We start from the raw sequence: 24,877 nt of genomic DNA, 5'->3' as shown, positions 1-24,877 counted from the left end.
CTCAGGCCGCCCCGCGAAGCAGCGTGACCACGCCGCTGAGGTCATCGACGATGGCGTCGGCCCCCAGATCCTCCGGCGCGACGCTGCGGCGATAGCCGTAGGGCACGCAGACCACCGGGATGCCGGCGTTGTGCGCCGCTTCGACATCGGTGCGCGAGTCGCCGACCATCAGCACCGTCCGCGACGCCGCGCCCAGGCGCTCCATGGCCAGGCGCAGCGGCTCGGGATCGGGCTTGCGCGCCTCGGTGCACTCGCCGCCGACGACCACATCGATGGCGTCGGCCACGCCCATGCCCTCGAGGATCGGCTCGGCGAAGCGCCGCGGCTTGTTGGTGACCACGGCCAGACGCATGCCGGCCCGGGCCAGCGCCTGCACGGTCTCCACAACCCCGGGGAAGGGGCGACTGTGGACGTAAACGGCCTCGCCGTAGCACTCGAAGAAGCGCTCCAGGGCGGTGTCCAGTTCCTCGTCGGGCGGGGTACCGTCGTCCTCGCCGGTGAGGGCACGCGCCACCAGCCGTCGGGCGCCGTTGCCCACCCAGCCACGGACCTGCTCCTCGGTTACCGGAGACCGGTCCCGCTCGGTGAGAACCTGGTTGATGGCAGCGGTCAGATCCGGGGCGCTATCCACCAGCGTCCCGTCCAGATCGAAGAGAATCGCGCGAGTCAGCGAGAGATCCATAGCCAGCTTTCAGGCAGAAAGCTACACCCTACCGGCTGGCCGGCCCGGACCGCAAGCTGCTGCGGCGCTCAGGCCACCACCGGCTGATCGTAGGCAATGGGCAGTTCGTCGAGCTCCTCGAAGGTCACCTCCTCCCAGGCGTGCTCGTGCTCGAGGAGCTTGCGCAGGAGGCGGTTGTTGAGGGCGTGCCCGGACTTGTGCCCGTGGAAAGAGCCGATCAGGCTGCTGCCCAGCAGGTAGAGGTCGCCGATGGCGTCGAGGATCTTGTGCTTGACGAATTCGTCCCGGTAGCGCAGCCCGTCCTCGTTCAGCACCCGGTAGTCGTCGACCACGATGGCGTTGTCCAGGCTGCCCCCCAGGGCCAGACGGGAAGCCCGCAGCGCCTCGATCTCCTTCATGAACCCGAAGGTCCGCGCCCGGCTGACCTCCTTGATGAACGAGGTCGAGGAGAAATCCACCTCGGCCCGGGCGTGCTGATCGAGGAAGACCGGATGGTCGAAGTCGATGGTGAAGCTGACCTTGAAGCCCTCGAAGGGCTCGAAGGCCACCCACTTGTCACCGTCGACGACCTGGACCGGCTCCAGGATGCGCACAAAGCGCTTCGGCGCCTCCTGCTCCTTGATCCCGGCAGAGCGGACCAGGAACACAAAAGGCGCCGCACTGCCGTCCATAATCGGTACCTCGGCGGCGGAGAGATCAACGTAGCAGTTGTCGATCCCGAGTCCGGCCAGCGCCGAGAGCAGGTGCTCGACGGTGGACACGCGCACCCCGTCCTCGACCAGGCAGGTCGAGAGACGGGTGTCGCCCACCGCAGCGGCCGTTGCCTTGATCTCGCGATCGAGATCCGTCCGCCGGAATATGATGCCCGCATTGGCCGGAGCCGGGCGGAGGGTCAGGTAGACCTTCTCGCCGGTGTGCAGGCCCACGCCGGTCGCGCGGATGCTGTTCTTCAAGGTGCGTTGACGGATCATGGCTCGACTCGGCTCCACTGCTCATGCGGCTACATGTGTGCTCAGCCGCAACCAGCGCGACCGGACACACCGCCTTCACCGTTTATAGCGGCGAGACGTCGCGAAATATTAGTGTAACAAATCCAAAAAGTATATTGCAGCGCACAAAACGCGCCGCGCCTCAGTCGGCCTGGCGACGCAGGAACGCCGGGATATCCAGGTACTCCATGTCGCCGTCGGTATCCGCCTCCTTGCGCTCGTTGGCGGCGTTCTGCCGGATCACCGTGGGCCGGTCGAGCTGCGCGTAGTCGACCTCGCCGGTGTGCTTTCGCGGACCGGGCTGCGCCTGCTGGGCGACGCGAGCCACATCCTCAGCGGACTGAACCGCCGGCCCCAGACCGGTGGCCACCACCGTCACGCGCAGCTCGTCCTCCAGTTCGGGGTCGATCACGGCACCGACCACCACGGTCGCCTCGTCGGAGGCGTACTCGCGCACGGCGTTGCCGACCTCGTCGAACTCGCCGATGGAGAGGTTGTAGCCACCGGTGACGTTGACCAGAACACCGTTGGCGCCGGCCAGGTTGAAGTCCTCGAGCAGCGGGCAGGCGATGGCCCGGTCGGCCGCCTCGCGGGCACGCCCCTCGCCCGAGGCCACGCCGTTGCCCATCACCGCCATGCCCATCTCGGACATCACGGTGCGCACGTCGGCAAAGTCGACGTTGATCAGGCCCGGACGGGTGATCAGCTCAGCAATACCGCGCACCGCGCCATGGAGCACGTCGTTGGCCGACTTGAAGGCGTCGATCAGGGTCAGGTTCTTGCCGAGCACCGGCAGAAGCCGCTCATTGGGGATGGTGATCAGCGAATCGACGCTATTCTCCAGCTCCTTGATGCCCTCCTGGGCCACGCCCATGCGCTTGTTGCCCTCGAACGGGAACGGCTTGGTCACCACCGCCACGGCGAGGATGCCCATCTCGCGGGCGACCTCGGCCACCACCGGGGCCGCCCCCGTGCCCGTGCCACCGCCCATGCCGGCGGTGATGAAGACCATGTCCGCCCCGTCGAGCACTTCCTGAAGGCGGTCACGGGACTCCTCGGCCGCCTGCCGGCCGGTGGTCGGATCAGCCCCGGCCCCCAGGCCCTTGGTGATGCCGGAACCGAGCTGCACCGTCACCCCGGCGCGGGTATTGGCCAGGGCCTGGGCGTCGGTGTTGGCGTAGATGAACTCCACGCCCTCGATCTCGCTCTCAACCATGTGCTGGACGGCGTTGCCACCGCCGCCGCCGACTCCGATCACCTTGATGACCGCGTTCTGATTGGCGGTATCCATCAGATCAAACATGATGCTGCCCTCCTCAAGCGTCGCGGACGCTAGCGATTACTGAAATGACTAGAAATTGCCCTTGAACCAGTTCTTCATCCGCCCCCACAAGGCGGTTATCCCGGCGTCCTGCGCCAGCGCCGGCGACATGCCGCTTTCGCGGTTGCGCGCGCCGAAGGCGAGCAGACCGACGCCGGTGGAGTACATCGGGTTGCGCACCACATCGGATAGGCCGGTAACGAACTTCGGCACCCCGATGCGCACCGGCAGGTGGAAGACCTCCTCGGCCAGATCGGTGACCCCCTCCATCTTCGAGCTACCGCCGGTGAGCACGATGCCCGCCGGGATCAGATCTTCGAAGCCGCTCTTGCGCAGCTCCGACTGCACCAGCGAGAGCAGTTCCTCGTAGCGCGGCTCCACCACCGACGCCAGCGACTGGCGGGACAGGCGGCGCGGCGGCCGGTCACCCACCGAGGGCACCTCGATGCTCTCCTCGGGGTTAGCCAGCTGCGACAGGGCGCAGGCGTAGCGCACCTTGATGTCCTCGGCGTGGTGCGTCGGCGTCCGCAGCGCCACCGCGATGTCGTTGGTGACCTGGTGCCCGGCGATGGGGATGACGGCGGTATGGCGGATGGCGCCGCCGGTGAACACCGCGATATCGGTGGTCCCGCCGCCGATATCGACGAGGCAGACGCCGAGCTCCTTCTCGTCGTCGCTGAGCACAGCGTGGCTCGCCGCCAGCTGCTGGAGAACGATGTCGTCCACGTCCAGCTGGCAGCGGCGGACGCACTTGGTGATGTTGTCCGCCGCCGAGACCGCACCGGTGACCATGTGGACCCGCGCCTCCAGCCGCACGCCGGCCATGCCCAGGGGATCGCGGATACCCTCCTGGCTGTCGATGACGAACTCCTGCGGGATCACGTGCAGGATCTGCTGGTCCGCCGGGATCGCCACCGCCTTGGCCCCATCGAGGACACGCTCCAGATCGGCCTGGCGGACCTCCTTGTCGCGGATGGCCACCATCCCGTGGGAGTTGAGGCTGCGGATGTGGCTGCCCGAAATCCCGACATAGGCCGAATGGATCTCGCAGCCGGCCATCAGCTCGGCCTCCTCGATGGCGCGCTGGATCGACTGCACCGTGGAGTCGATATTCACCACCACGCCCTTCTTGAGACCGTGGGACGGGTGGCTGCCCACACCGATCACCTCCAGCTCGCCCTCCTCCTTGGCCTCGCCGACGATGGCGACCACCTTCGAGGTACCGATATCGAGGCCCACCAACAGGCTGTCTTCGCTCTTTCGCACCATGCTCTGCTCCGCCTTCAGTCCGCTTCGTCTGCCGCACCCCAAGCCACGGCAAAGCCGTTGGGGTAGCGCAGATCGACCCGCTCCATCGGGGCCTCTTGTCGTTCTTCCAAGGCCGGCAGCACGGCGGCGAAGCGCTCCACGCGCTCGCCCGGGTGCTGCCGGCCCAGGGCCATCTCAATGCCGCCCTCCAGCCGCGCGCTCCAGGACCCCCGGGGCGAAAGACCGAGCGCCACCAGGTTGACACCGCGCTCAGCGAGTCGTTGCTGCACCTCCCTGAACAAGCCGGCCATCTCACCCTCGCTGCCGTCCGGACCGCGCAGCACCGGGAGCCCCTCCGGGATGCTCGCCGGCCGCGGCTCGAACCGCTCGCCGTCGCGGTCGACCAGCGCCTGCTCTCCCCAGCGCGCCAGCGGCTCGCGCTCACGCAAGGTCACTTGGATCCGCCCCGGCCAGGCCCGGCGCACCTCGGCACCCGCCACCCAGGGCAGCGCCTCCAGGGCGTCCCGGGCGCCGCGCACATCCACCCCCAGCACACTCCTGTGCAAGTGCGGTGCCAGCGCCTGGCGCAAGTCATCGTCCGCCACGCGCTCCGGCGCGGCGCTCAGTTCCACCCGCTCCAGGGGCAGAATCCGCCCCTCCTGAAGCGCCACGGTGGCCATACCGGCAGCGCCGGTGGCCAACAGCGCCACCGCTCCACCCCAGAGCCAGCCCCGCAGCCCCGGGGCGCCGACCCGCTTGCGGCGCGTAGGCTGCCGGCCCAGCAGGTCTCTCCAGTCTTCGCGGCTCACGGCAACGCCTCCCCGAGAATGCGAGCCACCAGCTCATCGAAACCGATACCAGCCTGCGCCGCAGCGATCGGGACCAGCGAGTGATCCGTCATGCCCGGGATGGTGTTCACCTCCAACAGCCACCAGCGTCCGTCGGCATCCCGCATGACATCCACCCGCCCCCAACCGTTGCCGCCGCTGGCGGAAAAGGCCTCGCGACACAGCGCGCCGAGCTCCGCCTCCTCGTCCGCACCCAGACCGCTCGGGCAGTGGTGCCCGGTATCGTCGGCCTGGTACTTGGCGGCGTAGTCGAAGAAGGCGTGGGATGTCTCCAGCCGGATCGACGGCAACGCCCGATCGCCGAGCAGCGCCACGGTGTACTCCTCGCCCTCGACCCACTGCTCCGCGAGGACTGCATCGTCGTAGGCCGCCGCTGCCCGGTAGGCCTCGGCCAGCTGCGCCGGCCCGTCAACCCGGGTCATGCCCAGACTCGACCCTTCCCGGACCGGCTTGACGATCACCGGATACGCCAGCCCCTCGGCCAGCACCGGAGACTCGCTGGTGAGCAGCTGACCCGCCGGCGTGGGCAGTCCACTACCCTGCCAGAGCCGTTTGCAGCGCCACTTGTCCATGCCCAGCGCCGAGCCGAGGACACCGCTGCCGGTGTACGGCACCCCGAGCAGCTCCAGCAGCCCCTGTACCGTACCGTCCTCACCCCCCCGCCCATGCAGGGCGATGAAGACCACGTCGTAGCCCCTCAGCCCCTCCAGGGCGCGGTCACGGGGGTCGTAGGCCTCGGCGTCGTAGCCGCGGCGCTGCAGCGCGGCGAGCACCGCCCCGCCACTGCGCAGGGAGATGTCCCGCTCGGCGGAAGTGCCCCCCATGAGCACCGCCACGCGACCGACCCGCTGCGGATCCGGGATACCAGTCATGGCCGCACCTCCCCGATCACATGAACCTCGGGTTCCAGCCATACACCGTGCACCACAGCAACCCGCTCCCGGACCTGCGCCATGAGCCCCTCGATATCCGCCGCACTGCCACCCTCGTTGATGATGAAATTGGCGTGGCGCTCGGAGACCCGGGCACCGCCGCGCCGCGCCCCCTTCAAACCGGCCTCCTCAATCAGCCGCCCGGCCGCATCCCCCGTGGGATTGCGGAAGACCGAACCGCAAGTGGGCTGCCCCACTGGCTGCACGGCGTTGCGATGCTGCAGCAGCGCCCGCACCCGCTCGCGGAGCACCTGCGCATCGGCGGGGGGCAGTTCCCAGGTCGCGGCTAGGAACCACTCGCCGGCGGGGGCGGCCACACTGCGATAGCCGATCCGGAAATCGGCCGGGCCCCGCCGCCGGATGCGCCCCTGGCGATCGATGGTCTCGACCTCGACCACGCGCTCCCAAGTCTCGCCGCCCCAGGCGCCGGCATTGAGGGCCAGGGCCCCTCCCACGGTGCCCGGGATACCGGCCAGGAACTCGAGCCCGGCCAGCCCCTCCCGGACTGCCGCCCGAGCCAGGCGACCGCACGCCACGCCGGCTTCCGCGTGGACCCGGCCATGCGCCCCCACCACCAGCTCGTCCAACCCGCCCTGGGTCAGGACGACCGTCCCTGCCACGCCACCATCGCGGACCAGCAGGTTGCTGCCCAGACCACACCAGAGCAGCGGCTCGTCGGCTGGCAGGCGCGCCAGGCAGTCGACCAGCCCGTCGCGGCCGGCCGGACAGCAGAGCCGACGCGCCGGCCCGCCCACCCGCCAGGTGGTGTAGCCGGCCAGCGGCTCCTGCTCGCGCCACTCGCCGGGCCGAATCCGCCGCCGCTCGACCGCCGCGCTCACGCCGCACCTCCCGCCGCCGGGCCGGCGCCCAGGCGCGCCGGGAGCCCACCGATGCTGCCGGCGCCCAGGGTCAGCACCACGTCGTTATCGCGCAGCAGCCCGGCCAGCAGCCCCGGCACCTCGTCCAGGCTGTCTGCGAAGATCGGCTGCGCACCGCCGCGATCGCGCACCGCCGAGGCCAGCGCCCGGCCGTCGGCGCCGGGCAAACGCGCCTCGCCGGCGGCATAGACCTCGGTGAGCACCAGCGCGTCGGTGCCACTGAGCACCCGCGCGAAATCGTCGAAAAGCTCCCGCGTCCGGGTGTAGCGGTGCGGCTGGAAGACCACCACCAGGCGCCGCTCCGGCCAGGCGGCGCGGGCCGCCTCCAGGGTCGCCTCCAGCTCCCGGGGATGATGGGCGTAGTCATCGACCAGCGCCGCCGCCCCACCGGCGAGCGGGATGTCGGGATAAACTTGGAAGCGCCGGCCGATCCCCTGGAAGCCGGACAGCGCCCGCTGGATCGCCGCCACATCCACCCCCAGCTCTCGGGCCAGGGCGATGGCAGCGGTGGCATTGAGCACGTTGTGCCGTCCGGGCAGGCTCAGCTCCACGGCGAAGGCGGCGTCACCGCCCTCCTCGACCCGGAACCGGGTGCGATGGCCGTCGGCCTCCAGGGCACTGACCCGCACGTCGGCATCCGCGGAGAAGCCGTAAGTCAGAACCGGCCGGCCGATCTCTTCGCGCAGCCGGCGCACCTCCGGTTCATCGATGCAGAGCACCGCCAGGCCGTAGAACGGCAGATGGTGCAGGAACTCGATGAAGGTCCGGCGCAGGGCGTCGAAATCACCGCCGTAGGTGCCCAGGTGGTCGGCGTCCACGTTGGTCACCGCCGCCATCATCGGCTTGAGATGAAGGAACGAGGCGTCGCTCTCGTCGGCCTCGGCCACCAGGTAGGGCCCGGCACCCAGGCGCGCGTGCGCCCCGGCACTGATCAACCGGCCGCCGATGACGAAGGTCGGATCCAACCCGCCCTCGGCCAAGCAGCTGGCCAGCAGGGAGGTCGTCGTCGTCTTGCCGTGGGTGCCGGCCACCGCCACACCGTGACGGAAGCGCATCAGCTCGGCGAGCATCTCGGCCCGCGGCACCACCGGGATGCGCTGCTGGCGCGCCGCCTGCACCTCAGGGTTCTCCTCGGTGACAGCGGTGGAGACCACGACCGCGTCCACGCCCTCGACATGGCCCGGATCGTGGCCGATCCGCACCGCCACCCCGAGACCGAGCAGGCGCTCCACCACGGCGCCGGACTTGACGTCGGATCCGGTGATGGTGAAGCCGAGGTTGTGCAACACCTCGGCGATGCCACCCATCCCGGCCCCGCCGATGCCCACGAAGTGGATGCGGCGCACCCGGCCGAAGGCGCCACGGCCATCGGCCGGCGCGGCGAAACGCGGCTCGCGTGCAGGGACTGCATCAGCCATGGGCCACCTCCTCACAGATCGTCGCCACGCGGTCGGTGGCATCCGGGCGCGCCACGTCGCGAGCCGCCTCCCCCATCCCCGCCAGGCGTTCACGGTCGGCGAGCAGATCGGCAAGCACCGCACCCAGCGCCCCCTGCTCCACGTCGCCCTCAGGCAGACACCGGGCTGCGCCGGCGGCGCACAGCAGCTCGGCGTTGGCCGTCTGGTGGTCGTCCACCGCCCAGGGGAGCGGCACCAGCACGGCCGGCACCCCGGCCGCGGCCAGCTCGGCCACGGTCAGGGCACCGGCGCGGGCCACCACCAGATCCGCCCAGGCATAGGCGCCGGCCATGTCCTCGATGAACGGCACCACCTCCGCGTCCAGGCCCAGCTGCCGATACCCGGTGCGCGCCTCCTCTAGGGTGAGCTCGCCGGCCTGATGCAGCACCTGCGGCCGCGGCCCGTCGAGGCCGGCCAGCGCTTTCGGGACGAAACGGTTCAGGGTCCGCGCCCCCTGGCTGCCGCCGAGCACCAGAACCCGCGGCACCTCCGGGCGCCCGGCGTAACGGGATCGCGGCGCCTCCAGCCGGTAGATGCTTGTACGGATGGGATTGCCCACCCACTCGCCCCGCGCCCCCAGGGTATCGGGGAACCCGGTCAGCACGCGGCGCCCGAGGCGAGCCAGGAAGCGATTGGTCAGCCCGGCCCGGGCGTTCTGCTCGTGGATCACCAGCGGCCGCCCGGTGAGCCGGGCGGCCAACCCGACCGGCCCGGCCACGTAGCCGCCCATGCCGAGGACCACATCCGGACGCCGGCGACGCAAAGCGGCCCCGGCAACCGCCACTGCGCGCCCCAGCCGCCAGGGCAGCCGGAGCTGCGCGGCCAGCCCCTTGCCGCGCAGCCCCTGGATCTCCAGCCACTCGGCCTCGACACCGGCGGCGGGCACGACGCGGCCCTCCAGGCCGCTGCGCGTCCCGAGCCAGATCACCCGGTGGCCACGCTCGCGCAGCAGCTCGGCCACCGCCAGGCCGGGGTAGACGTGCCCGCCGGTGCCACCGGCGGCGATGGCCACGGTCAGCGCGGTCATGACGGCTCCTCCTCGGGACGGCGCCCCTCGGCCCGCGCCTCGGCCAACTCGTAGCCACAGCGCAGCAGCAGCCCAATCATGGCGCCCGTCGCCAGGGCGCTGCTGCCGCCGTAGCTGAACAGCGGCAAGGTCAGGCCCTTGGTCGGCAGCAGCCCGGTGGCCACCCCCATATTGATGAACGCCTGCAGGCCGATGGCCAGCCCCACCGCCCAGGCCAGGTAACCGGCGAAGGGCAGTCGGTGGCGGTGGCACAGCCAGCCCATGGCCATGGCCCGCCAGACGATGTAGGCGAAGAGCAGGACCACCACGACCACGCCGATCCAGCCCAGCTCCTCGGCCAGCACCGAGAAGACGAAATCGGTGTGCGCCTCGGGCAGGTAGAAGAGCTTCTGCACGCTGCCGCCGAGCCCCACACCCAGCCAGTCTCCGCGGCCGATGGCGATCAGCGACTGGGTGAGCTGGAATCCGGTATTGAACGGATCGGACCAGGGATCCATGAAGGCGGTCACCCGCTGCCAGCGGTAGGGCGAGTAGACCACCAGGGCGGCGGCCGCCGCCGCCAGCACCCCCACCAGGGTGACGAACCGCCACAACGGCGCGCCCGCCAGGTAGAGCAGACCCACCGCCAGCGCCATGAGCATCAGCGCGGTGCCGAAATCGGGCTGCCGCAGCAGCAGGAAGGCACACGCCGCCGAAACCAGCACCGGGACCAGGAAGGCAGCCATGGAGGTGCGCAGCTGCTGCTGTCGGCGCACCAGGAAACCGGCGAGATAGAGGGCCAGCAGCACCTTGACCACCTCGGCGACCTGCAGGTTGAACACGCCCAGCGGGATCCAGCGCACGGCACCATTGACCTCGCGCCCCACACCGGGGATCAGCACCAGCACGAGCAACCCCAGCGCGACGAGCAGGAGCCCCGGGCCGGCCCGCTCCCAGGTGGCCAGCGGGACCTGCAGGAGGGCCAGGACCATGCCCAGGCCGAGCAGGGCGAAGAAGACCTGGCGCTTGAAGAAGTAGAACGGATCGCCGGTGGCCTGCTCGGCCATGGAAATCGAGGCCGAAGCGACCATGACCAGGCCGAGCAGCGCCGTAGCCGCCACCACCCAGACCAGCCGCTGGTCCAGGCTTGGCCACAGCGGCAGCCGCGTACCGCGTTCGGCAACGCCTGCGGTCATCTCAGCCATGGGCCACCTCCCCGCGAACGGCGTCGCGGAACGCCTCGCCGCGTGCCTCGAAGCCGCTGTAGGCATCAAAGCTGGCGCACGCCGGCGCCAGCAGAACGGCGTCACCCGGCTCGGCCCAGCGGGCGGCGGCCGCCACGGCAGCGGTCATGCCGCCGACCCGCTCAGTGGGCACGCGACCGGCGATGGCCGCCTCGATAGCCGGCGCGTCCTCGCCCACGAGGATGACGGCCCGCGCCGATTCGGCACAGACCCGGCCCAGCGGCCGGAAATCCGCACCCTTACCCTGCCCGCCGGCGATCAGCACCACCGGCCGCTGCAGGCCGCTGATGGCAGCCACGGCAGCACCGACATTGGTCGCCTTGGAGTCGTTGATCCAGCGCACCCCGCACCACTCGCCCACCGGCTCCATGCGGTGCGGCAGTCCGGCAAAGGCCTTCAAGGCCTTGCACTGCGCGGCTTCCGGGATCCCCAAGGCGTCGGCCAGGGCCATAGCGGCCAGCGCATTGGCGCAGTGGGCGCGCCCGGGCACGGGAAGCGCATCGTCGGCCACCCGCGGCCGACCGGCGACGGCGAGCCAGGTACCGCCGTCCCGCTCGAGCAGGTGGTAGTCGGCCGGCCGGTCGATCGCGAAGCGGCGCACCGTGCCGGCCTCGCGTCCCAGCTCGGCCAGATGTGGATCCTCGGCGTTGAGCACCGCTGTCCCGACCCCCTCGAGCAGCCGCGCCTTGACCGCCGCGTAGTCAGCAAGGCGGTCATAGCGGTCCATGTGATCGGCGCTGACATTGAGCACCGCCGCCACGTCGGCCTGAAACCCGGGGCACGCTTCCAGCTGGAAGCTCGACACCTCCAGCACATAGCCATCGGCCGGCGCCCGGGTCAGCAGCTCCAGCGCCGGCGTCCCCAAATTGCCACCCACGGCGACGTCGAGCCCGGCGGCCCGGGCCATTTCGCCGAGCAGGCTGACCACGGTGCTCTTGCCGTTGGACCCAGTCACCGCGCAGACCGGCGCATTCACCGCCTCGGCGAACAGGGTCAGCTCGCCCACCACCGGCCGCCCGGCGGCGCGCAACTCGGCCCAAACCCCGTGACGCAGATCGAGCCCCGGACTGGCCACCACCCGAACCGCGCCGAGCAAGGTTTCCCGATCCAGCCCCCCGGTCACCACCTGGACCTCGGGGTGCTCGGCCTGCAGCTGCCCCAGGCGGGGCGGCTCGCTGCGGCTATCCACCACCACGACCGCCTCGCCACGGGCGCGCAAATGGCGCACGCAGGCCATCCCCGTGGCACCGAGGCCGGCGACGGCGGTATATCCGTGATGGCGGTCGCCTGCTGCCATTAGCGCACCTTCAACATCGCCAGACCGATCAGGACCAGGACCACGGTGATGATCCAGAAGCGGACGATCACCCGCGGCTCGGGCCAGCCCTTGAGTTCGTAGTGGTGGTGCAGCGGCGCCATGCGGAACACGCGCCGCCCGGTCAGCTTGTAGGAGAGGACCTGGATCATCACGGAGACCGTCTCCATGACGAAGATGCCACCCATGATGAACAGAACGATCTCCTGGCGGACGGCCACGGCCACCACGCCCAGGGCGGCGCCGAGGGCCAGGGCGCCCACGTCCCCCATGAACACCTGGGCCGGGTAGGTGTTGTACCAGAGGAACCCGAGTCCGGCGCCGACGATGGCGCCACAGAAGATCACCAGCTCCCCTACCCCGGGCACTGACGGGATCCCGAGGTACTCGGCGAAGATGTGGTGCCCGCTGGCGTAGGCGAAGACCGCCAGGCCGGTGGCCACCAGCACCGTAGGCATGATGGCCAGGCCATCGAGCCCGTCGGTGAGGTTGACGGCGTTGGAGCTGCCCACGATCACCAGCGTTGCCAGCGCGATGAACCCGAGACCTAGCGGGAAGACCCACTCCTTGACCAGCGGCAGCACCAGGCTGGTCTCCACCGGGTCGGCGGCGGTGGCGAACAGGAACGTGCTTGCCGCCAGGGCCGCGAGCATCTGCAGCGAGAACTTGGTCCGGGCGCGCAGCCCCTGGCTGTCCTGCCGGGCCAGCTTGAGGGCGTCGTCGACCCCGCCGATCACGCCGAAGGCGAGGGTCACCAGCAGGACCACCCAGACGTAGCGATTGGTCAGATCCGCCCAGAGCAGGGTAGACACCGCGATGGCGACGAGGATCAGCGCGCCGCCCATGGTGGGGGTGCCCGCCTTCTCCAGGTGCGTCTGCGGGCCATCGTCCCGGACCTGCTGTCCGACCTGGTGGAGCACCAGGCGCTGGATCACCGCCGGGCCGATCATCAGCGCGATCCCCAGGGCCGTGAGCACCCCGAGGATGGTCCGGAACGTAATGTACTGGAAGACGTTGAATCCCGAGTAGAACGTCTCCAGCACCATGGCCAAGTGGTAGAGCACCTAGCGATCCCCCCCTTCCGTTGTCGATTCTTCCGCGGCCAGGCCTGCCGCCACGTGCTCCATGGCGGCGGAGCGCGACCCCTTCACCAGCACCACTGCATCGGCGGGCATCTCGGCCCGGCACGCCTCGATCAGCGCCGAGGCGTCGTCAAAACAGCGCCCGCCAACCCCGAAGCCCTCGGCAGCCGGGGCAGCGGCCCCGCCCAGGGTCCAAAGCCGCTGGATCCCGGCAGCCCGCGCCCGTTGCCCGGCGCGGCGATGCCAGTCCGCCGCCTCCCGGCCGAGCTCGCCCATGGCCCCGAGGAGCAGCCAGGGCGCACCGCCGAACTCCGTGACCGTATCGATGGCGGCCTGCAGGCTTGCCGGGTTGGCGTTGTAGGTATCATCCACCAGCCACCCCCCGTGACACCCCCAGCGCAGCTGCAGCCGCCCCGGCACGGCCGCGGCGGCCGCCACCCGCTCCAGGATGGTCCGGGCCGGCACCTCGAGCGCGGCGGCGCAGGCCGCGGCGGCGGCGATGTTCTGGGCGTTGTGGCGACCGAGCAGCGGCGTCGGCGCTGCCGTCCAGCCGCCTCCGAGATCCAGCTCGAGCCGGCTGCCCCGCCCCCGGTAGCGGATCTGACCGGTCTCGGCGCCGAAGGTCAGGCAGCGCCGCGCGCCGGCCAGCTCCCGCCACAGGCCGCTGTAGTCGTCGTCGGCATGGATCACGGCAACGCCGTGGCCGGGCAGCCCCTCAAAGAGTTCGCCCTTGGCGCGGGCGACTCCGTTGAGCGAGCCGAAGCCCTCCAGGTGTGCTGGCCCGGCGTTGGTCACCACACCCACGTCCGGCTGCGCCCACACGGTGAGCTGTGCAATCTCACCGGGTGCGTTGGCACCCATCTCGATGACGGCGTAGCGGTGCCCACCATCAAGCCGGCAGAGCATCTCCGGGACGCCCAGCAGGTTGTTCCGGTTGCCCTCGGTGGCCAGCGTCGGACCGGTTTCGGCAAGCATCGCCGCCAGCAGTTCCTTGACCGTGGTCTTGCCGTTGCTGCCGGTGACGGCCACCACGCGCGCCCCGCTGCGACGCCGACACTCCGCGCCCAGAAGCGCGAGGGCCGCGGCCGGGTCCTCGACCACCAGCGTGGGCAGCGCCGCCACCGGCCGAGCCCCGAGGACCGCCACGGCGCCCCGCGCCGCGGCGTCGGCAGCAAAGTCGTGGCCATCGCTGCGGGCCCCGGCCAGGGCCACGAAGAGCGTCCCCGGCGCGGACCGGCGGCTATCCAGCGCAACACCGTTCACCGTCGCACCGCCGTCACGACCGACGAGTTCGGCACCGGTCAGCGCAGCCACCTGATGCAGGCTCAGCGGGTCCATGCACCCTCCTCGGCAGCGCCGAGCAGCCGCGCCACCTCCTCACGGTCAGAGAAAGGCAGCCGGTGCCCGTCCACTTCCTGGTCCGTCTCATGGCCCTTGCCGGCGACCAGGACCACATCTCCGGCGCCCCCCCAGGCGACAGCCTCGCGGATGGCCGCGCCCCGATCCGCCACCAGTTCGGCCGCCTCGCCGGCCCCGTCGGCCACGGACGCCCGGATGGCGGCAGCATCCTCGCCCCGGGGGTTGTCATCGGTGATCACCACCCGGTCGGCCAGGCGCGCTGCGACCTCACCCATCAGCGGGCGCTTGCCGGTGTCGCGCTCGCCCCCGCAGCCGAATACGACGCACAGCCGCCCGTCGGTATGCGCGCGCAGGGCGCTCAGCGCCTGCTCCAGGGCACCCGGTGTATGGGCGTAGTCCACCACCACCAGCGGTGCCCCGACGGCCTGGAACTGCTCCATCCGCCCCGGCACCGGACGCAGCGTCGCCAGCCGATCGAGAACGGCGTCCATGGGCCGCCCTAAAGCCAGGGCCGCCGCCACTGCCGCCAGCACGTTGGCCACGTTGAAGCGCCCGAACAGGGGCAGTCGCACCGAGCGTCGGATCCCGCCCAGACAGAGTGTGAGCTGAACGCCGTCGGCCACCGGGGTTACCGCCTCGGCGGAGAGGTCCGCAGCGGCGCCGGCAGCGCTGTAGGTGAAGACCGCACCGGCGGCCCGGTCGTGCAGGCGCCGGCCGAGTTCGTCGTCCAGGTTGAGCACCTGGGCCCGCAAACTGGGGAACTCGAACAGCCGGCTCTTGGCGTCGGCATACGCCTCGACCGAGCCGTGGTAATCCAGGTGGTCGCGCCCCAAGTGGGTGAGTACGGCCAGATCCACCGCTGTGGCGGACAATCGCCCCTGCTCCAGGGCGTGGGAGGAAGCCTCCATGGCCACGCCGCGGGCGCCCGCCTGGCGACAATCGGCCAAGGCCTCCTGCAGGGCCACAGCGTCCGGTGTGGTCAGCACACCCGGGCGCAGCCGGTCCACCAGGCCGTGGCCAAGGGTTCCGACCACGCCCCAGGGCGCCTCGGCGGTGCTGAGCAGCTGGGCAATAAAATGGGTGACCGAGGTCTTGCCGTCGGTGCCGGTAACCGCGATGACATCCAGATCCCGGGATGGCTCCCGGTAAAGGCGCGCAGCAACAGCACCAAGGTATCGGCGCAGGCCCGGCACACCGACCATCGGCACGCCGGCCGCCTCGGTAGCGGCACGCGCCGGCGCGGCATCAGCGTCGTCGTCCGTATCCCACGCCACAGCAGCAGCCCCGGCAGCTACCGCTGCGGGCACGTAGGCAAGTCCGTGCTCGCGGCTGCCGGACAGCGCCAGGAACACGGCGCCGGGCTCAAGGCGCCGGGTATCGAGGGCCAGCCCGCGGACCGAAACCGCCGGGAGTTCGCCACCGACCCACGGTTCGAACAGCCAGCGCAGGGTGACCCCGGATGCGGACAAAGCGCTCATGACCCCTCCCCCTCGGCGACGACGGGCACCTCGAGCTCCGGGAGATCGTCCGGCGGCACGTTGAGCATCCGCAGCGCACTGCCCATCACCCGGGAGAACACCGGCGCCGCCACCTGGCCGCCGTAGTAGAGATCGCCGCGGGGCTGATCGATGGTCACCGCCATGACCAGCCGCGGGTCCGACGCCGGGGCGAAACCGACGAAGGAGGCGAGGTAATCCTCCTCGGCATAGCCGCTGGGGCCGCTCTTGAGCACCGTGCCGGTCTTGCCGGCCACCCGGTAACCGGAGATGGCCGCACGGGTGCCGGTCCCGCCGGGCTCGACCACGGCCTCGAGCATGGCGCGCAGCTCGGCAGCCAGATCCGGGTCGAGCACCTGCCGGCCCTGCGGGGGATCATCCAGGGCGCGAATAGAGACCGGGCGCATCACCCCGTCGCGGGCCACCGCGGCGTAGGCGCGCGCCAGCTGCACGGGCGTGGCGGTCACGCCGTAACCGTAGGAAAGCGTAGCGCGCTGCACGTCGCCCCGCGGCGGCGCCGGCAGGAAGTGCCCGGCGACCTCGTCGCGCAGGCCGCTGCGGGTACGCTCGCCGAAGCCCACATCCTCCAGGGCGCTCCAGAGGGCCCGCGGCTCGGTCTCCAGGGCCATCTTGACCGTGCCCACGTTGCTGGATTTCTGCAGCACGCCGGCAATGTCGAGCTCGCCGTAGTCGAGGAAATCGCGGACCGTGTGCCGCCCCACGCGCATGGTCCCCGGCGCGGTATCGAACTCCTGCCCGCTGCGCACGGCCCCGCTGGACAGGGCGGCGGCGATGGTGAACGGCTTGATCACCGACCCCGGCTCCTGGGCCCAGCTCACCGCCCGATTGCGGCGCTGCTCGGCCTCGACGCCGGAGCGGCGATGGGGATTGAACGAGGGCTGGCTGACCATTGCCAGCACCTCACCGGTGGTTGCATCCAGCACCACGGCCGCACCGCCCTCGGCATCGTGGCCATGGACGGCGCGCTTGAGTTCGCGGTACGCCACATACTGGATGCGCCGGTCCAGCGAGAGGCGGATGTCCTCGCCGGGGCGCGGCTCGCGCAGCAGCTCGACATCCTCGATGGTGCGCCCGAAGGGATCACGGACCACACGCTTGGCGCCGCTACGCCCGCTCAGGGCCTCGTTAAAGGCGCGCTCGACGCCGCCCAGCCCACGACCATCGATGTCCGTGAAGCCGACCAGCTGCGCGGCCACCTCGCCGGCCGGATAGAACCGGCGGAACTCCTGCTGCAGCTGAACACCCGGCGCATCCAGTTCCTGGATGCGCGCCGCCACCCGTGGGGACAAGTGGCGCCTCAGGTAGACGAACTGCCGCCCCTCCCGGGCCTGCAGGAAGTCGCGCAGCTCGGCCGGAGCACGCTCGAGGGTCTGGGCCACGGCGGCGACGGCCCCCCGGTCCTCCAGCAGCTCCGCCGGGTTGGCCCAGGCCGACTCTACCGGTGAACTGATCGCCAGCGGCTCGCCGTTGCGATCGGTGATCACCCCGCGGTGCGCCGGCATGCTCACCGTACGCAGGTGGCGGGCGTCGGCCTCGTCGCGCAGGAACTCGCTGTTGATCACCTGCAGATCCAGGGCGCGCAGGATCACGGCACCGGCGGCCAGGGCCAGCACCACCACGACGCTGTAGAGCCGCCAGCGTGGCGGCCCCTGAAGCGGGGGTTGTCGGCGCGTGTTCCTGCTCACTCTCGCCACCTCAAGGGCGCCTCAGGATGATGATCTCGTCACGCTCGGGCAGCGCCATGCCCAGCTCCTCGCCGGCGACGCGCTCCAGACGGCTGTGCCCGGCCCACGCCCCCTGCTCAAGCTGCAGCATGCTCCACTCCTCGCGCAGCCGATCGCTGCGCTCGAGTTCGTCCTGCAGGGTCACGAAGACCCCGCGGTACTCGTGCTGGACGGCCACCACGCCGATGGCACTGGCGACCACCGCCGGGACCAGCACGGTCATGCCCCAGACCGCACGGCTCATGACAGCCGCTCCGCTACGCGCAGCACCGCACTGCGTGCGCGCGGGTTGCCGGCCACCTCGTCGTCGCCGGCGCGCAAATCGCGTCCCAGCGGCCGCAGACGGGGCTGACAGCCTTCCGGCGGCACCGGCACCGACGGCGGCAGATCGCCGACGCTCGAGGCCCGGCGGATGAACCGCTTCACGCGCCGGTCTTCCAGGGAGTGGAAAGCGATGACGGCCAGTCGCCCGCCGGGGGCGAGCAGGTCGATGACCCCATCGAGGAAGCGGTCCAGCTGTCCGAGTTCGTCATTGACCGCAATGCGCAGGGCCTGGAAGGTCCGCGTCGCCGGATGGCGCCCGGGCTCGCGGCGTGGCACCGCCTGCTCGACCAGCCGGGCCAGCGCCAGGGTGGTGCGCGGCGGCTCACCGGCCTCGCGGGCAGCGACGACGGCACGGGCGATACGCCCGGCGTGGCGCTCCTCCCCCAGCTGGCGCAGGATCCCGGCGATCTCGCGCACGCTCAAACGCTCGAGCAACGCCGCGGCCGACTCGCCGGAACTCGGGTCCATGCGCATGTCCAGCGGGCCGTCCCGCTGAAACGAAAAACCGCGGTCGGGGTTGTCAACCTGCGGCGACGAGATACCGAGATCCGCCAGCAGGCCGTCGATACCGGCGGTCAGACCATACCCGGACAACATTCGGGGCAGATCGGCCAGCTCGGCACCGAGCACGGTACAGCGGGGGTCATCCGATAGGGTCTTGCGGGCGTGGGCCAGCGCCTCGGGGTCGCGATCCGCGACCCACAGCTGGCCGCGGGGCCCCAGCCGCTCGAGGATGCCGCGGGCGTGGCCGCCACGACCGTAGGTGGCGTCCACATAGCAGCCGTCCGGGCGCACGGCGAGCGCCTCCAGCGCGGCCTCGTAGAGGACCGGCCGGTGTGTCGTCGCCGTTGGCTTCTGCTCCGCCACTGCGCGCATCTCCGCTGCGGACATGACGCCCCCTGACCTGATCTACAGGGCGAGGCTCTCCAGCTCCCCGGGGAGCTCGGCATCCGACGCGGCCGCCTCCTGCAGCCAATCCGCCCGCCGCTGCTCCCAGAGGGACTCATCCCAAAGCTCAAACTTGTTGCCCTGCCCGATCAGCACCACCCGCTTTTCCAGGCCGGCGTATTCACGCAACGGCGGGGGGACCAGGGCGCGTCCGTTGCCGTCAACCTGGAGTTCCTGGGCGTGACCGATCAGAAGGCGTTTGAGTCGCTTGGCGCTCGGCTGGAGGTCCGGCAGGGCGATCAGTTTGCGCTCGATCTCTTCCCACTCGGGCAGCGGGTAGAAGACCAGGCAACGATCGCGATAGTCGATCGTTGCCACTACCTCGCCGCTGCAGTGACTCAGCAGGCGGTCGCGGTGCCGGGACGGGAAGGCTAGCCGCCCCTTGGCATCCAGGTTGAGTTGGTTGACTCCGCGAAACACCGCGCCCCCCGCTGCTCCATGCCGTGCCCTTTTATCCCACTTTTAACCACGTTGCGACACTATAGGAGGGGGCCCACACCCCGTCAACCAGCCGTACCGCCGCACTGCCCGGCGCCAAACATGAAGTTACGCACGGGATTTCAAGTCGAAGGGCGGCCGATGCGACAACCAAATAACTGGCGTTACGGGATGTTAACCGCATGTGCTAATAACGCACATCGGCTCTTTTCGGTATCTACCTGTCATTGAAGGGTTGACGTGCTCGTGCGCGTTCGTAATATAGGGGTGGAGTCGGCCGGATGGCCGCTGTGCCGCACCGCGGCACGGAGGAAAGTCCGGGCTCCACAGGGCAGGGTGCCAGGTAACGCCTGGGGGGCGTGAGCCCACGGAAAGTGCCACAGAAAACAGACCGCCGATGGCCGCCGCGGAGCGGCGGCACAGGTAAGGGTGAAAAGGTGCGGTAAGAGCGCACCGCGCGACCGGTAACGGTTCGCGGCACGGTAAACCCCACCCGGAGCAAGGCCAAATAGGGGAGCCATGGCGTGGCCCGCGCCGCTCCCGGGTAGGCCGCTAGAGGCGTGCGGTGACGCCCGCCCCAGAGGAATGGCCATCCTCGACAGAACCCGGCTTACAGGCCGACTCACCTCTTTTTTCCGCCACGCGACCTGTGACTCAGCCCCGGGCGAGTTCCAGGGCGCGCTGGTATAGGGCGTTGCGCCGCCCCCCGGTCAGGCGCGCAGCCACGCGAGCCGCCTGCTTCACCGGAACCCCTTCGCCGAGCAGCGCGCGCAGCGTGTCATCGGCGTCGGCGCCTGCCTCCCGCGCCGGCGCCCCCTCAAGGACCACGACGATCTCTCCCCGCTGCTGATTGCTGTCCGCCTCCACCTGCCCCAGGACCGCCTCCAGCGCACCGCGCAGCAGCGTCTCGTGCACCTTGGTCAACTCCCGCGCCACCACGACCCGGCGCTGTCCACCGCAGATCGCGACCAGATCGCGAAGGCAGGCGGCGATGCGGTGCGGCGCCTCGAAGAAAACCGCGGTCCGCGGCTCGGCCGCCAGCTCCTGCAGCCGGCTGCGCCGGGCGGCATCGCGCGAAGGCAAGAAGCCGTCGAAGACGAACCGGTCCGCCCCGAATCCGGCCACCGATAGCGCGGCCGTGACGCTGCAGGCCCCCGGCACCGGCGACACCGGCACCCCCTCGGCGGCGGCAGCGGCCACCAGCCGGGCGCCCGGGTCGCTGAGCAGCGGCGTACCCGCATCACTGACTAGGGCCACATCCCGGCCGGCCGCCAGGATCCGGAGCAGGCGGGGCAGGCGCGAGGCCTCGTTATGCTCGTGCAGGCTCAGCAGGCGCGCCCGCAGGCCGTACTGCTCCAGCAGACGCCCCGTGCGCCGCGTATCTTCGGCGGCCACCCACTCGACACCGCCCAGGATCTCGGCCGCCCGGCGGCTCAGATCGGCCAGATTCCCGATCGGCGTCGCCACCACCCACAGCGTCCCGCCGCCGTTTGACACGGGTGCGACGGGCGCCGGATACTCCGAAGGCTTATCCACAGGCTTCTCCGACGGTTCCCATGACCTGCCCCTCGCGCGTTCTCCAGTTCCTGATCGCGGCCGCGCTGCTGGCGGCACTCTACAGCTGTGCCCCGGCACCGGTCACGCCGGCCGACGCCCCGGAGCAGACCGAGGCGCAGGCGGATGAGGCCCGGGGGGGGGGGGGGGGGGGGGGGGGCCCCCCCCCCCCCCCCCGCGGAGCTCTATGATGCGGCAGCGGAGGCCTACGAGGAAGCGGCGGACCGCAATCGAGTCAGCATCGCCGCTGCACGCACCTGGCTGGATGCCGACGAGCGCGACGCCGCCACCACGGCGCTGGCCCGGGTCGAGCCGGATCATCTCGACGACCGGGGACGGGCGCATTTCACCTTGGCCCGCGCCCAGCTCGCCTTGGCCCGCGAGCGGCCGGACCGGGCCGCATCGCTGCTCGATAACCTGGCCGAGCCACCGGCCGGCGAGGAGGCGGATTACCACCGTCTACGCGCCACCGCAGCCGCCGGCCTGGACAACCACCTGATGGTGGTGGAGCAACGCGTGGCCCTCGAGGACCACTTGGAGACGCCGTCGCAGCGCGACGAGAACCGCAATGTCATCTGGCAGGCCCTGGGGCGGGCCCCGGCGCAACAACTCCAGGCCATCGAGCCGGACGCCGACACCTACGGCGGCTGGATCCGCCTGGCGCAGATCGCCCGCAGCCACCGCCTCGACCCGGAGCGCCTCGAGGAGGCGGTGTCCGCCTGGGAGGAGGCCTATCCAGACCACCCGGCGCGCGACCGCCAGGCCACCGAACTCATCACGCGCTTTCATGAGCGCATCCGCCGGCCAGAACACGTCGCCCTGCTGCTGCCACTCAGCGGAGACTTCCGCGATGCCGGCCGCGCCGTCCGTGACGGCATCCTCGCCGCCTACTTCAACGACGCCAACCGTCGCCCGGAGGTCACCGTCCACGACACCGGTGGCGAGGCGGAGCGGGCCCGCGCGGCCCTGGCCGAGGCCCGGGAGGCCGGCAGCGACGCCGTCATCGGGCCCCTGACCCGCGACGCTGTCCGCGCCGTCGCCGACATCGATGACGCGCCCCCGATCCTGGCTCTCAACACCCTGGAGGACGGCGACAGCCATGACCACCTGTTCCTCTTCCCCCTCAGCCCGGAGGCAGAGGCCCAGCAGGCCGCCCGGCACGCGCACCGCCGCGGCTGGACCAGCGTGGTGGTTCTCGCGCCGCGGACCGACTGGGGTGAGCGGGTCCAGCAGGCTTTCCAGGAGGCCTTCGAGGCGGGCGACGGCACGGTCCTGCAGAGCGAAGCCTACGACGCCGATGAAACGGACTTCTCAGGCCCCATCCGCGAGGTGCTCAACCTGCGCATCAGCAGCCGCCGCCACCAGGAATTGACCCGAACCTTCGGCCAGACCCTGGAATACCAGCCGCGCCGCCGCCAGGACGTCGACGCCGTCTTCCTCGCCGCGTTCCCCGAAGCGGGCCGACTGCTGCGCCCGCAGCTCGAATACCACCACGCCCAGGACGTGCCGGTCCTGTCGACGTCGCATATCTACGGTGGCACCCCACGCCCCGAGGACGACCGCGACCTGGACGGCCTGCACTTTGTCGACGGCCCCTGGCTGGTGGGCCAGTCGCCCGGGATCCCGGCGGAGCTCAAGCACGAGCGGCTGACCGAGAAGCTCGGTGATGTCATGGCCCGCCAGGCCCGGCTGGTGGCCCTGGGCATCGATGCCTACCGTATCTTCCCGTACCTAGAAGTGCTCGAGGAGCACCCGGAAGAACGCCTGGACGGGCTGACCGGGGGGCTACACCTGAACAGCGAACGGATCGTCGAACGCGAGCTGGTGACCGCGCAATTCGTGCGCGGGCGCCCGGTATTCCGCCAGCCGGCCACGGAGGGCAGGCACCATGACACCGAGAAGGAGGGGGAATGCCCCCCGCGACCGGGGCCATGAGGCCGAGGAGCGGGCACGCGCCTACCTGGAGCGGCGGGGGCTGCGGACACTGGCACGGAACTTCCGGACACGCCGGGGCGAGATCGACCTGGTCATGGCCGATGGCGGCGTCACCGTGTTCGTCGAGGTCCGCCGACGCAGCCACCCGGGGTACGGCGGCGCAGCCGCGTCCGTGGACCGCCGCAAGCGCCAGCGCCTGAGCCGCGCCGCCAACGTCTGGCTGGCCCGAAACCCCGGGTGGGCCCGATTCGATGTAGTCGCCACGGACGGAAACGAAGTGCACTGGGTGCGCGATGCGTTCCAGGAAGAACGCTGACCGGCCCGGCAAGACGACAGCGAGGATTCATGGATTCCCACGAACGCGTGGCACAGCTCTTCCACGACAGCATCCGCGCCAAGCAGGATGCCCTGGATCGCATCGCGCCGGACATCGTCCGGGCCGGGCGTGCCATGGCCCGGGCCCTAGGCGCCGAGCGCAAGATCCTGATCTGCGGCAACGGCGGCTCCGCCGCGGACGCCCAGCACTTCTCCTCGGAGCTGCTCAATCGCTTTGAGATGGAGCGACCGGGCCTGCCGGCCATCGCGCTGACCACCGACTCCTCCACACTGACCTCGGTGGCCAACGATTACCACTACGACGAGGTCTTCGGCCGGCAGATCCGCGCCCTAGGCCACGAGGGGGACATCCTCCTGGCCATCTCCACGAGCGGCGGCTCGGGGAACATCCTCGCAGCCCAGCAGGCCGCCACCGAACGGGGCATGGTCACCGTCGCCCTCAGCGGCCGGGACGGCGGGCCACTGGCCGCCAACCTCTCCAGCGACGACATCGAGATCCGCGTGCCCAGCGAGACCACGGCAAGGATCCAGGAGGTCCACCTGCTGGCGATCCACTGCCTGTGCGATCTGATCGATCGCACGCTGTTCGGCGGGCCGGGCGGCTAGTCCGCGGAGCCGGGTCGACCACGGCCCCCGGCCGGCCCCGCCCGCCCCGCCTCGCCTACTTCACCACGCGCAGGTTGGGCCGCTTGCCGCCGCCGGAGCCATCGGGGCCATCCGGCGGGCCGTCATCGCCCTCGTCCCCGCCGGCGTCGATGGCCTCGTAGCCCTCGGCCTCGGCATCTTCGCCATCCCCGAAGAGCATCCCCTGCCCGTTCTCCCGGGCGTAGATGGCCATGACGGCGTTGACCGGCAGCTGCACGCCGCGCGGCACGCCACCGAAACGCGCCCGGAAGGCGATTTCGTCGTTGCCCATGCTCAATCCCTGGACCGCCCGCGGCGCCACGTTGAGCACGAGGCGACCATCCTCGGCGTACTCCAGCGGGGCATCCACGTCGTCGCGGGTGGCGTCCACCAGCAGATAAGGCGTGTAACCGTTGTCGGCGATCCACTCGTAGATCGCCCGGATGAGATAGGGACGGCTCGGGGTCATTGGGTGCGCCTCCTGCCTTCAGGCACGCAGGCCCAGCTCCTCGCGGGTCAGGCTGGTGCGGAAGGCATCGGTTGCAAACTGCTGTTCGGCGTACTGAGTGATCGCCGCTGCATGCTCCGGCAACTCGACGCCGGCGGCGGAGAGTCGCCACAGCAGCGGCAGGATCGTCAGATCCATGATGGTCAGCTCATCGCTGAGGAAGTACGGCTGGCCCTCAAAGAGCTCGGCAGCCGCCACCAGGCTTTCGCGCAGGGCGCGCCGCGCCTGTTGGGCCTGCGCCGCCGTACCGTTCTCGATTTGTTCGTAGAGCGCGTACCAGTCACGCTGCATGCGGTGCACCACCAGTCGCGCCTTGGCCCGGCTGACCGGGTCCACCGGCAGCAGCGGCGGGTGGGGATACCGCTCATCCAGGTAATCGATGATGATCTCGGGATGATAGAGCGCGATATCGCGATCCACCAGAGTCGGGACATCCCCGTAGGGATTCTGCTCCAGCAGCGACGCAGGCGGACGCTCCGGGTCGACCGGGACACGCTCGGCCTCCACCCCTTTCAGGGCCAGGGCCAGCCGGGCCCGGTGGCTGTGGATGCATGACGCTCCGGTGTAGAGGCGGATCACGGACCCTCCGGCAACCCCGCGGGGGGGGG

Annotated in this window: 24 protein-coding genes and 1 other RNA gene; 4 read left to right on the top strand and 21 right to left on the bottom strand. The window is 70.7% G+C overall.

From position 1 onward, the window contains the following. Window position 1: 1 nt before the first annotated feature. From LRA98_RS08415 to mraZ, 18 genes are all read right to left on the bottom strand, one after another. Entirely contained in the window at window positions 2–682 is a 681-nt protein-coding gene (locus LRA98_RS08415; protein WP_238633881.1) for a phosphoglycolate phosphatase, read from the bottom strand. 68 nt (window positions 683–750) lie between these two features. Further along, window positions 751–1,653 carry a UDP-3-O-acyl-N-acetylglucosamine deacetylase gene (gene lpxC / locus LRA98_RS08410; protein ID WP_011814870.1) on the bottom strand — a complete coding sequence of 301 codons (903 nt, stop codon included), beginning with the start codon at window positions 1,651–1,653 and terminating at the stop codon, window positions 751–753. Between the two features lie 160 nt (window positions 1,654–1,813). After that, window positions 1,814–2,974 carry a cell division protein FtsZ gene (gene ftsZ, locus LRA98_RS08405; protein ID WP_201172434.1) on the bottom strand — a complete coding sequence of 387 codons (1,161 nt, stop codon included), beginning with the start codon at window positions 2,972–2,974 and terminating at the stop codon, window positions 1,814–1,816. Window positions 2,975–3,022: 48 nt separating this feature from the next. Next, window positions 3,023–4,261: a cell division protein FtsA gene (gene ftsA, locus LRA98_RS08400; RefSeq protein WP_201172437.1), complete on the bottom strand. Its 1,239-nt coding sequence runs from the start codon at window positions 4,259–4,261 to the stop codon at window positions 3,023–3,025. A gap of 14 nt (window positions 4,262–4,275) precedes the next feature. After that, complete coding sequence (locus tag LRA98_RS08395) at window positions 4,276–5,049, bottom strand: cell division protein FtsQ/DivIB (RefSeq protein ID WP_238633879.1); 774 nt, start codon at window positions 5,047–5,049, stop codon at window positions 4,276–4,278. After that, the gene (locus LRA98_RS08390; protein ID WP_238633877.1) at window positions 5,046–5,960 is read right to left on the bottom strand and encodes a D-alanine--D-alanine ligase; all 915 of its coding nucleotides are present in this window, start codon (window positions 5,958–5,960) and stop codon (window positions 5,046–5,048) included. Before LRA98_RS08390 ends, LRA98_RS08395 begins: the two co-directional genes overlap by 4 nt. Next, complete coding sequence (murB, locus tag LRA98_RS08385) at window positions 5,957–6,859, bottom strand: UDP-N-acetylmuramate dehydrogenase (protein ID WP_238633876.1); 903 nt, start codon at window positions 6,857–6,859, stop codon at window positions 5,957–5,959. Before murB ends, LRA98_RS08390 begins: the two co-directional genes overlap by 4 nt. Further along, on the bottom strand, window positions 6,856–8,316 hold the full coding sequence (murC, locus tag LRA98_RS08380; protein ID WP_238633874.1) for a UDP-N-acetylmuramate--L-alanine ligase: 1,461 nt from the start codon (window positions 8,314–8,316) through the stop codon (window positions 6,856–6,858). The genes murB and murC overlap by 4 nt, the downstream gene beginning before the upstream one ends. After that, window positions 8,309–9,382 carry an undecaprenyldiphospho-muramoylpentapeptide beta-N-acetylglucosaminyltransferase gene (gene murG, locus LRA98_RS08375; protein ID WP_238633872.1) on the bottom strand — a complete coding sequence of 358 codons (1,074 nt, stop codon included), beginning with the start codon at window positions 9,380–9,382 and terminating at the stop codon, window positions 8,309–8,311. Before murG ends, murC begins: the two co-directional genes overlap by 8 nt. Next, the gene (gene ftsW / locus LRA98_RS08370) at window positions 9,379–10,566 is read right to left on the bottom strand and encodes a putative lipid II flippase FtsW (protein WP_201172464.1); all 1,188 of its coding nucleotides are present in this window, start codon (window positions 10,564–10,566) and stop codon (window positions 9,379–9,381) included. Before ftsW ends, murG begins: the two co-directional genes overlap by 4 nt. Then, window positions 10,559–11,902: a UDP-N-acetylmuramoyl-L-alanine--D-glutamate ligase gene (gene murD / locus LRA98_RS08365; RefSeq protein WP_238633870.1), complete on the bottom strand. Its 1,344-nt coding sequence runs from the start codon at window positions 11,900–11,902 to the stop codon at window positions 10,559–10,561. Before murD ends, ftsW begins: the two co-directional genes overlap by 8 nt. After that, window positions 11,902–12,966 (bottom strand): phospho-N-acetylmuramoyl-pentapeptide-transferase, encoded by a 1,065-nt coding sequence (gene mraY / locus LRA98_RS08360; protein WP_238633918.1) that lies wholly within the window; start codon window positions 12,964–12,966, stop codon window positions 11,902–11,904. Before mraY ends, murD begins: the two co-directional genes overlap by 1 nt. An 18-nt stretch (window positions 12,967–12,984) precedes the next feature. Continuing rightward, window positions 12,985–14,340, bottom strand: coding sequence for a UDP-N-acetylmuramoyl-tripeptide--D-alanyl-D-alanine ligase (locus tag LRA98_RS08355; RefSeq protein WP_238633868.1), 1,356 nt, complete (start codon window positions 14,338–14,340; stop codon window positions 12,985–12,987). Then, entirely contained in the window at window positions 14,328–15,839 is a 1,512-nt protein-coding gene (locus LRA98_RS08350) for a UDP-N-acetylmuramoyl-L-alanyl-D-glutamate--2,6-diaminopimelate ligase (RefSeq protein WP_238633866.1), read from the bottom strand. The genes LRA98_RS08355 and LRA98_RS08350 overlap by 13 nt, the downstream gene beginning before the upstream one ends. Further along, window positions 15,836–17,563 carry a peptidoglycan D,D-transpeptidase FtsI family protein gene (locus LRA98_RS08345; protein WP_238633865.1) on the bottom strand — a complete coding sequence of 576 codons (1,728 nt, stop codon included), beginning with the start codon at window positions 17,561–17,563 and terminating at the stop codon, window positions 15,836–15,838. The genes LRA98_RS08350 and LRA98_RS08345 overlap by 4 nt, the downstream gene beginning before the upstream one ends. A gap of 10 nt (window positions 17,564–17,573) precedes the next feature. Beyond that, window positions 17,574–17,846, bottom strand: coding sequence for a cell division protein FtsL (gene ftsL / locus LRA98_RS08340; RefSeq protein ID WP_201172482.1), 273 nt, complete (start codon window positions 17,844–17,846; stop codon window positions 17,574–17,576). Then, window positions 17,843–18,817, bottom strand: coding sequence for a 16S rRNA (cytosine(1402)-N(4))-methyltransferase RsmH (gene rsmH / locus LRA98_RS08335; RefSeq protein WP_238633863.1), 975 nt, complete (start codon window positions 18,815–18,817; stop codon window positions 17,843–17,845). The genes ftsL and rsmH overlap by 4 nt, the downstream gene beginning before the upstream one ends. 18 nt (window positions 18,818–18,835) lie before the next feature. Further along, entirely contained in the window at window positions 18,836–19,294 is a 459-nt protein-coding gene (gene mraZ, locus LRA98_RS08330) for a division/cell wall cluster transcriptional repressor MraZ (RefSeq protein WP_201172489.1), read from the bottom strand. 287 nt (window positions 19,295–19,581) lie between these two features. On the opposite strand from mraZ, the gene rnpB reads away from it, so the two are divergent. Further along, an RNA gene (gene rnpB, locus LRA98_RS08325) (RNase P RNA component class A) lies at window positions 19,582–19,941 on the top strand. Window positions 19,942–19,966: 25 nt separating this feature from the next. Here rnpB and rsmI read toward each other — a convergent pair. Continuing rightward, window positions 19,967–20,809: a 16S rRNA (cytidine(1402)-2'-O)-methyltransferase gene (rsmI, locus tag LRA98_RS08320; RefSeq protein WP_238640834.1), complete on the bottom strand. Its 843-nt coding sequence runs from the start codon at window positions 20,807–20,809 to the stop codon at window positions 19,967–19,969. Window positions 20,810–20,992: 183 nt separating this feature from the next. Here rsmI and LRA98_RS08315 point away from each other — a divergent pair, with 183 nt between their 5' ends. From LRA98_RS08315 to LRA98_RS08305, 3 genes are read left to right on the top strand one after another with little or no spacing between them, the layout of a single operon-like run. After that, window positions 20,993–22,801 (top strand): penicillin-binding protein activator, encoded by a 1,809-nt coding sequence (locus LRA98_RS08315; protein WP_238640833.1) that lies wholly within the window; start codon window positions 20,993–20,995, stop codon window positions 22,799–22,801. Further along, on the top strand, window positions 22,755–23,117 hold the full coding sequence (locus LRA98_RS08310; protein WP_238634243.1) for a YraN family protein: 363 nt from the start codon (window positions 22,755–22,757) through the stop codon (window positions 23,115–23,117). The genes LRA98_RS08315 and LRA98_RS08310 overlap by 47 nt, the downstream gene beginning before the upstream one ends. 29 nt (window positions 23,118–23,146) lie before the next feature. Then, the gene (locus LRA98_RS08305) at window positions 23,147–23,743 is read left to right on the top strand and encodes a phosphoheptose isomerase (RefSeq protein ID WP_201172502.1); all 597 of its coding nucleotides are present in this window, start codon (window positions 23,147–23,149) and stop codon (window positions 23,741–23,743) included. Between the two features lie 55 nt (window positions 23,744–23,798). Here LRA98_RS08305 and LRA98_RS08300 read toward each other — a convergent pair whose 3' ends face one another. Further along, window positions 23,799–24,230, bottom strand: coding sequence for a ClpXP protease specificity-enhancing factor (locus LRA98_RS08300; RefSeq protein WP_201242364.1), 432 nt, complete (start codon window positions 24,228–24,230; stop codon window positions 23,799–23,801). 18 nt (window positions 24,231–24,248) lie between these two features. Continuing rightward, window positions 24,249–24,877, bottom strand: a 629-nt coding sequence (locus LRA98_RS08295; RefSeq protein WP_338018552.1) for a glutathione S-transferase N-terminal domain-containing protein, incomplete at its 5' end; no start/stop codon positions are given.

This window comes from Halorhodospira sp. M38 (assembly GCF_022227985.1).
Classification (GTDB): Bacteria; Pseudomonadota; Gammaproteobacteria; order Nitrococcales; family Halorhodospiraceae; genus Halorhodospira; species Halorhodospira halophila_A.
The sequence above is the reverse complement of the archived record's forward strand: the minus strand, read 5'-3'. Positions and strand labels throughout refer to the sequence as shown.

Bases quoted from the DNA above. Each gene is read 5' to 3' on its own strand.
- LRA98_RS08415 (WP_238633881.1), bottom strand. From the start codon at position 682: ATGGATCTCTCGCTGACTCGCGCGATTCTCTTCGATCTGGACGGGACG.
- lpxC (WP_011814870.1), bottom strand. From the start codon at position 1,653: ATGATCCGTCAACGCACCTTGAAGAACAGCATCCGCGCGACCGGCGTG.
- ftsZ (WP_201172434.1), bottom strand. From the start codon at position 2,974: ATGTTTGATCTGATGGATACCGCCAATCAGAACGCGGTCATCAAGGTG.
- ftsA (WP_201172437.1), bottom strand. From the start codon at position 4,261: ATGGTGCGAAAGAGCGAAGACAGCCTGTTGGTGGGCCTCGATATCGGT.
- LRA98_RS08390 (WP_238633877.1), bottom strand. From the start codon at position 5,960: ATGACTGGTATCCCGGATCCGCAGCGGGTCGGTCGCGTGGCGGTGCTC.
- murC (WP_238633874.1), bottom strand. From the start codon at position 8,316: ATGGCTGATGCAGTCCCTGCACGCGAGCCGCGTTTCGCCGCGCCGGCC.
- murG (WP_238633872.1), bottom strand. From the start codon at position 9,382: ATGACCGCGCTGACCGTGGCCATCGCCGCCGGTGGCACCGGCGGGCAC.
- ftsW (WP_201172464.1), bottom strand. From the start codon at position 10,566: ATGGCTGAGATGACCGCAGGCGTTGCCGAACGCGGTACGCGGCTGCCG.
- murD (WP_238633870.1), bottom strand. From the start codon at position 11,902: ATGGCAGCAGGCGACCGCCATCACGGATATACCGCCGTCGCCGGCCTC.
- mraY (WP_238633918.1), bottom strand. From the start codon at position 12,966: ATGGTGCTGGAGACGTTCTACTCGGGATTCAACGTCTTCCAGTACATT.
- LRA98_RS08355 (WP_238633868.1), bottom strand. From the start codon at position 14,340: ATGGACCCGCTGAGCCTGCATCAGGTGGCTGCGCTGACCGGTGCCGAA.
- LRA98_RS08350 (WP_238633866.1), bottom strand. From the start codon at position 15,839: ATGAGCGCTTTGTCCGCATCCGGGGTCACCCTGCGCTGGCTGTTCGAA.
- ftsL (WP_201172482.1), bottom strand. From the start codon at position 17,846: ATGAGCCGTGCGGTCTGGGGCATGACCGTGCTGGTCCCGGCGGTGGTC.
- rsmH (WP_238633863.1), bottom strand. From the start codon at position 18,817: ATGTCCGCAGCGGAGATGCGCGCAGTGGCGGAGCAGAAGCCAACGGCG.
- LRA98_RS08315 (WP_238640833.1), top strand. From the start codon at position 20,993: ATGAGGCCCGGGGGGGGGGGGGGGGGGGGGGGGGCCCCCCCCCCCCCC.
- LRA98_RS08310 (WP_238634243.1), top strand. From the start codon at position 22,755: ATGACACCGAGAAGGAGGGGGAATGCCCCCCGCGACCGGGGCCATGAG.
- LRA98_RS08305 (WP_201172502.1), top strand. From the start codon at position 23,147: ATGGATTCCCACGAACGCGTGGCACAGCTCTTCCACGACAGCATCCGC.
- LRA98_RS08300 (WP_201242364.1), bottom strand. From the start codon at position 24,230: ATGACCCCGAGCCGTCCCTATCTCATCCGGGCGATCTACGAGTGGATC.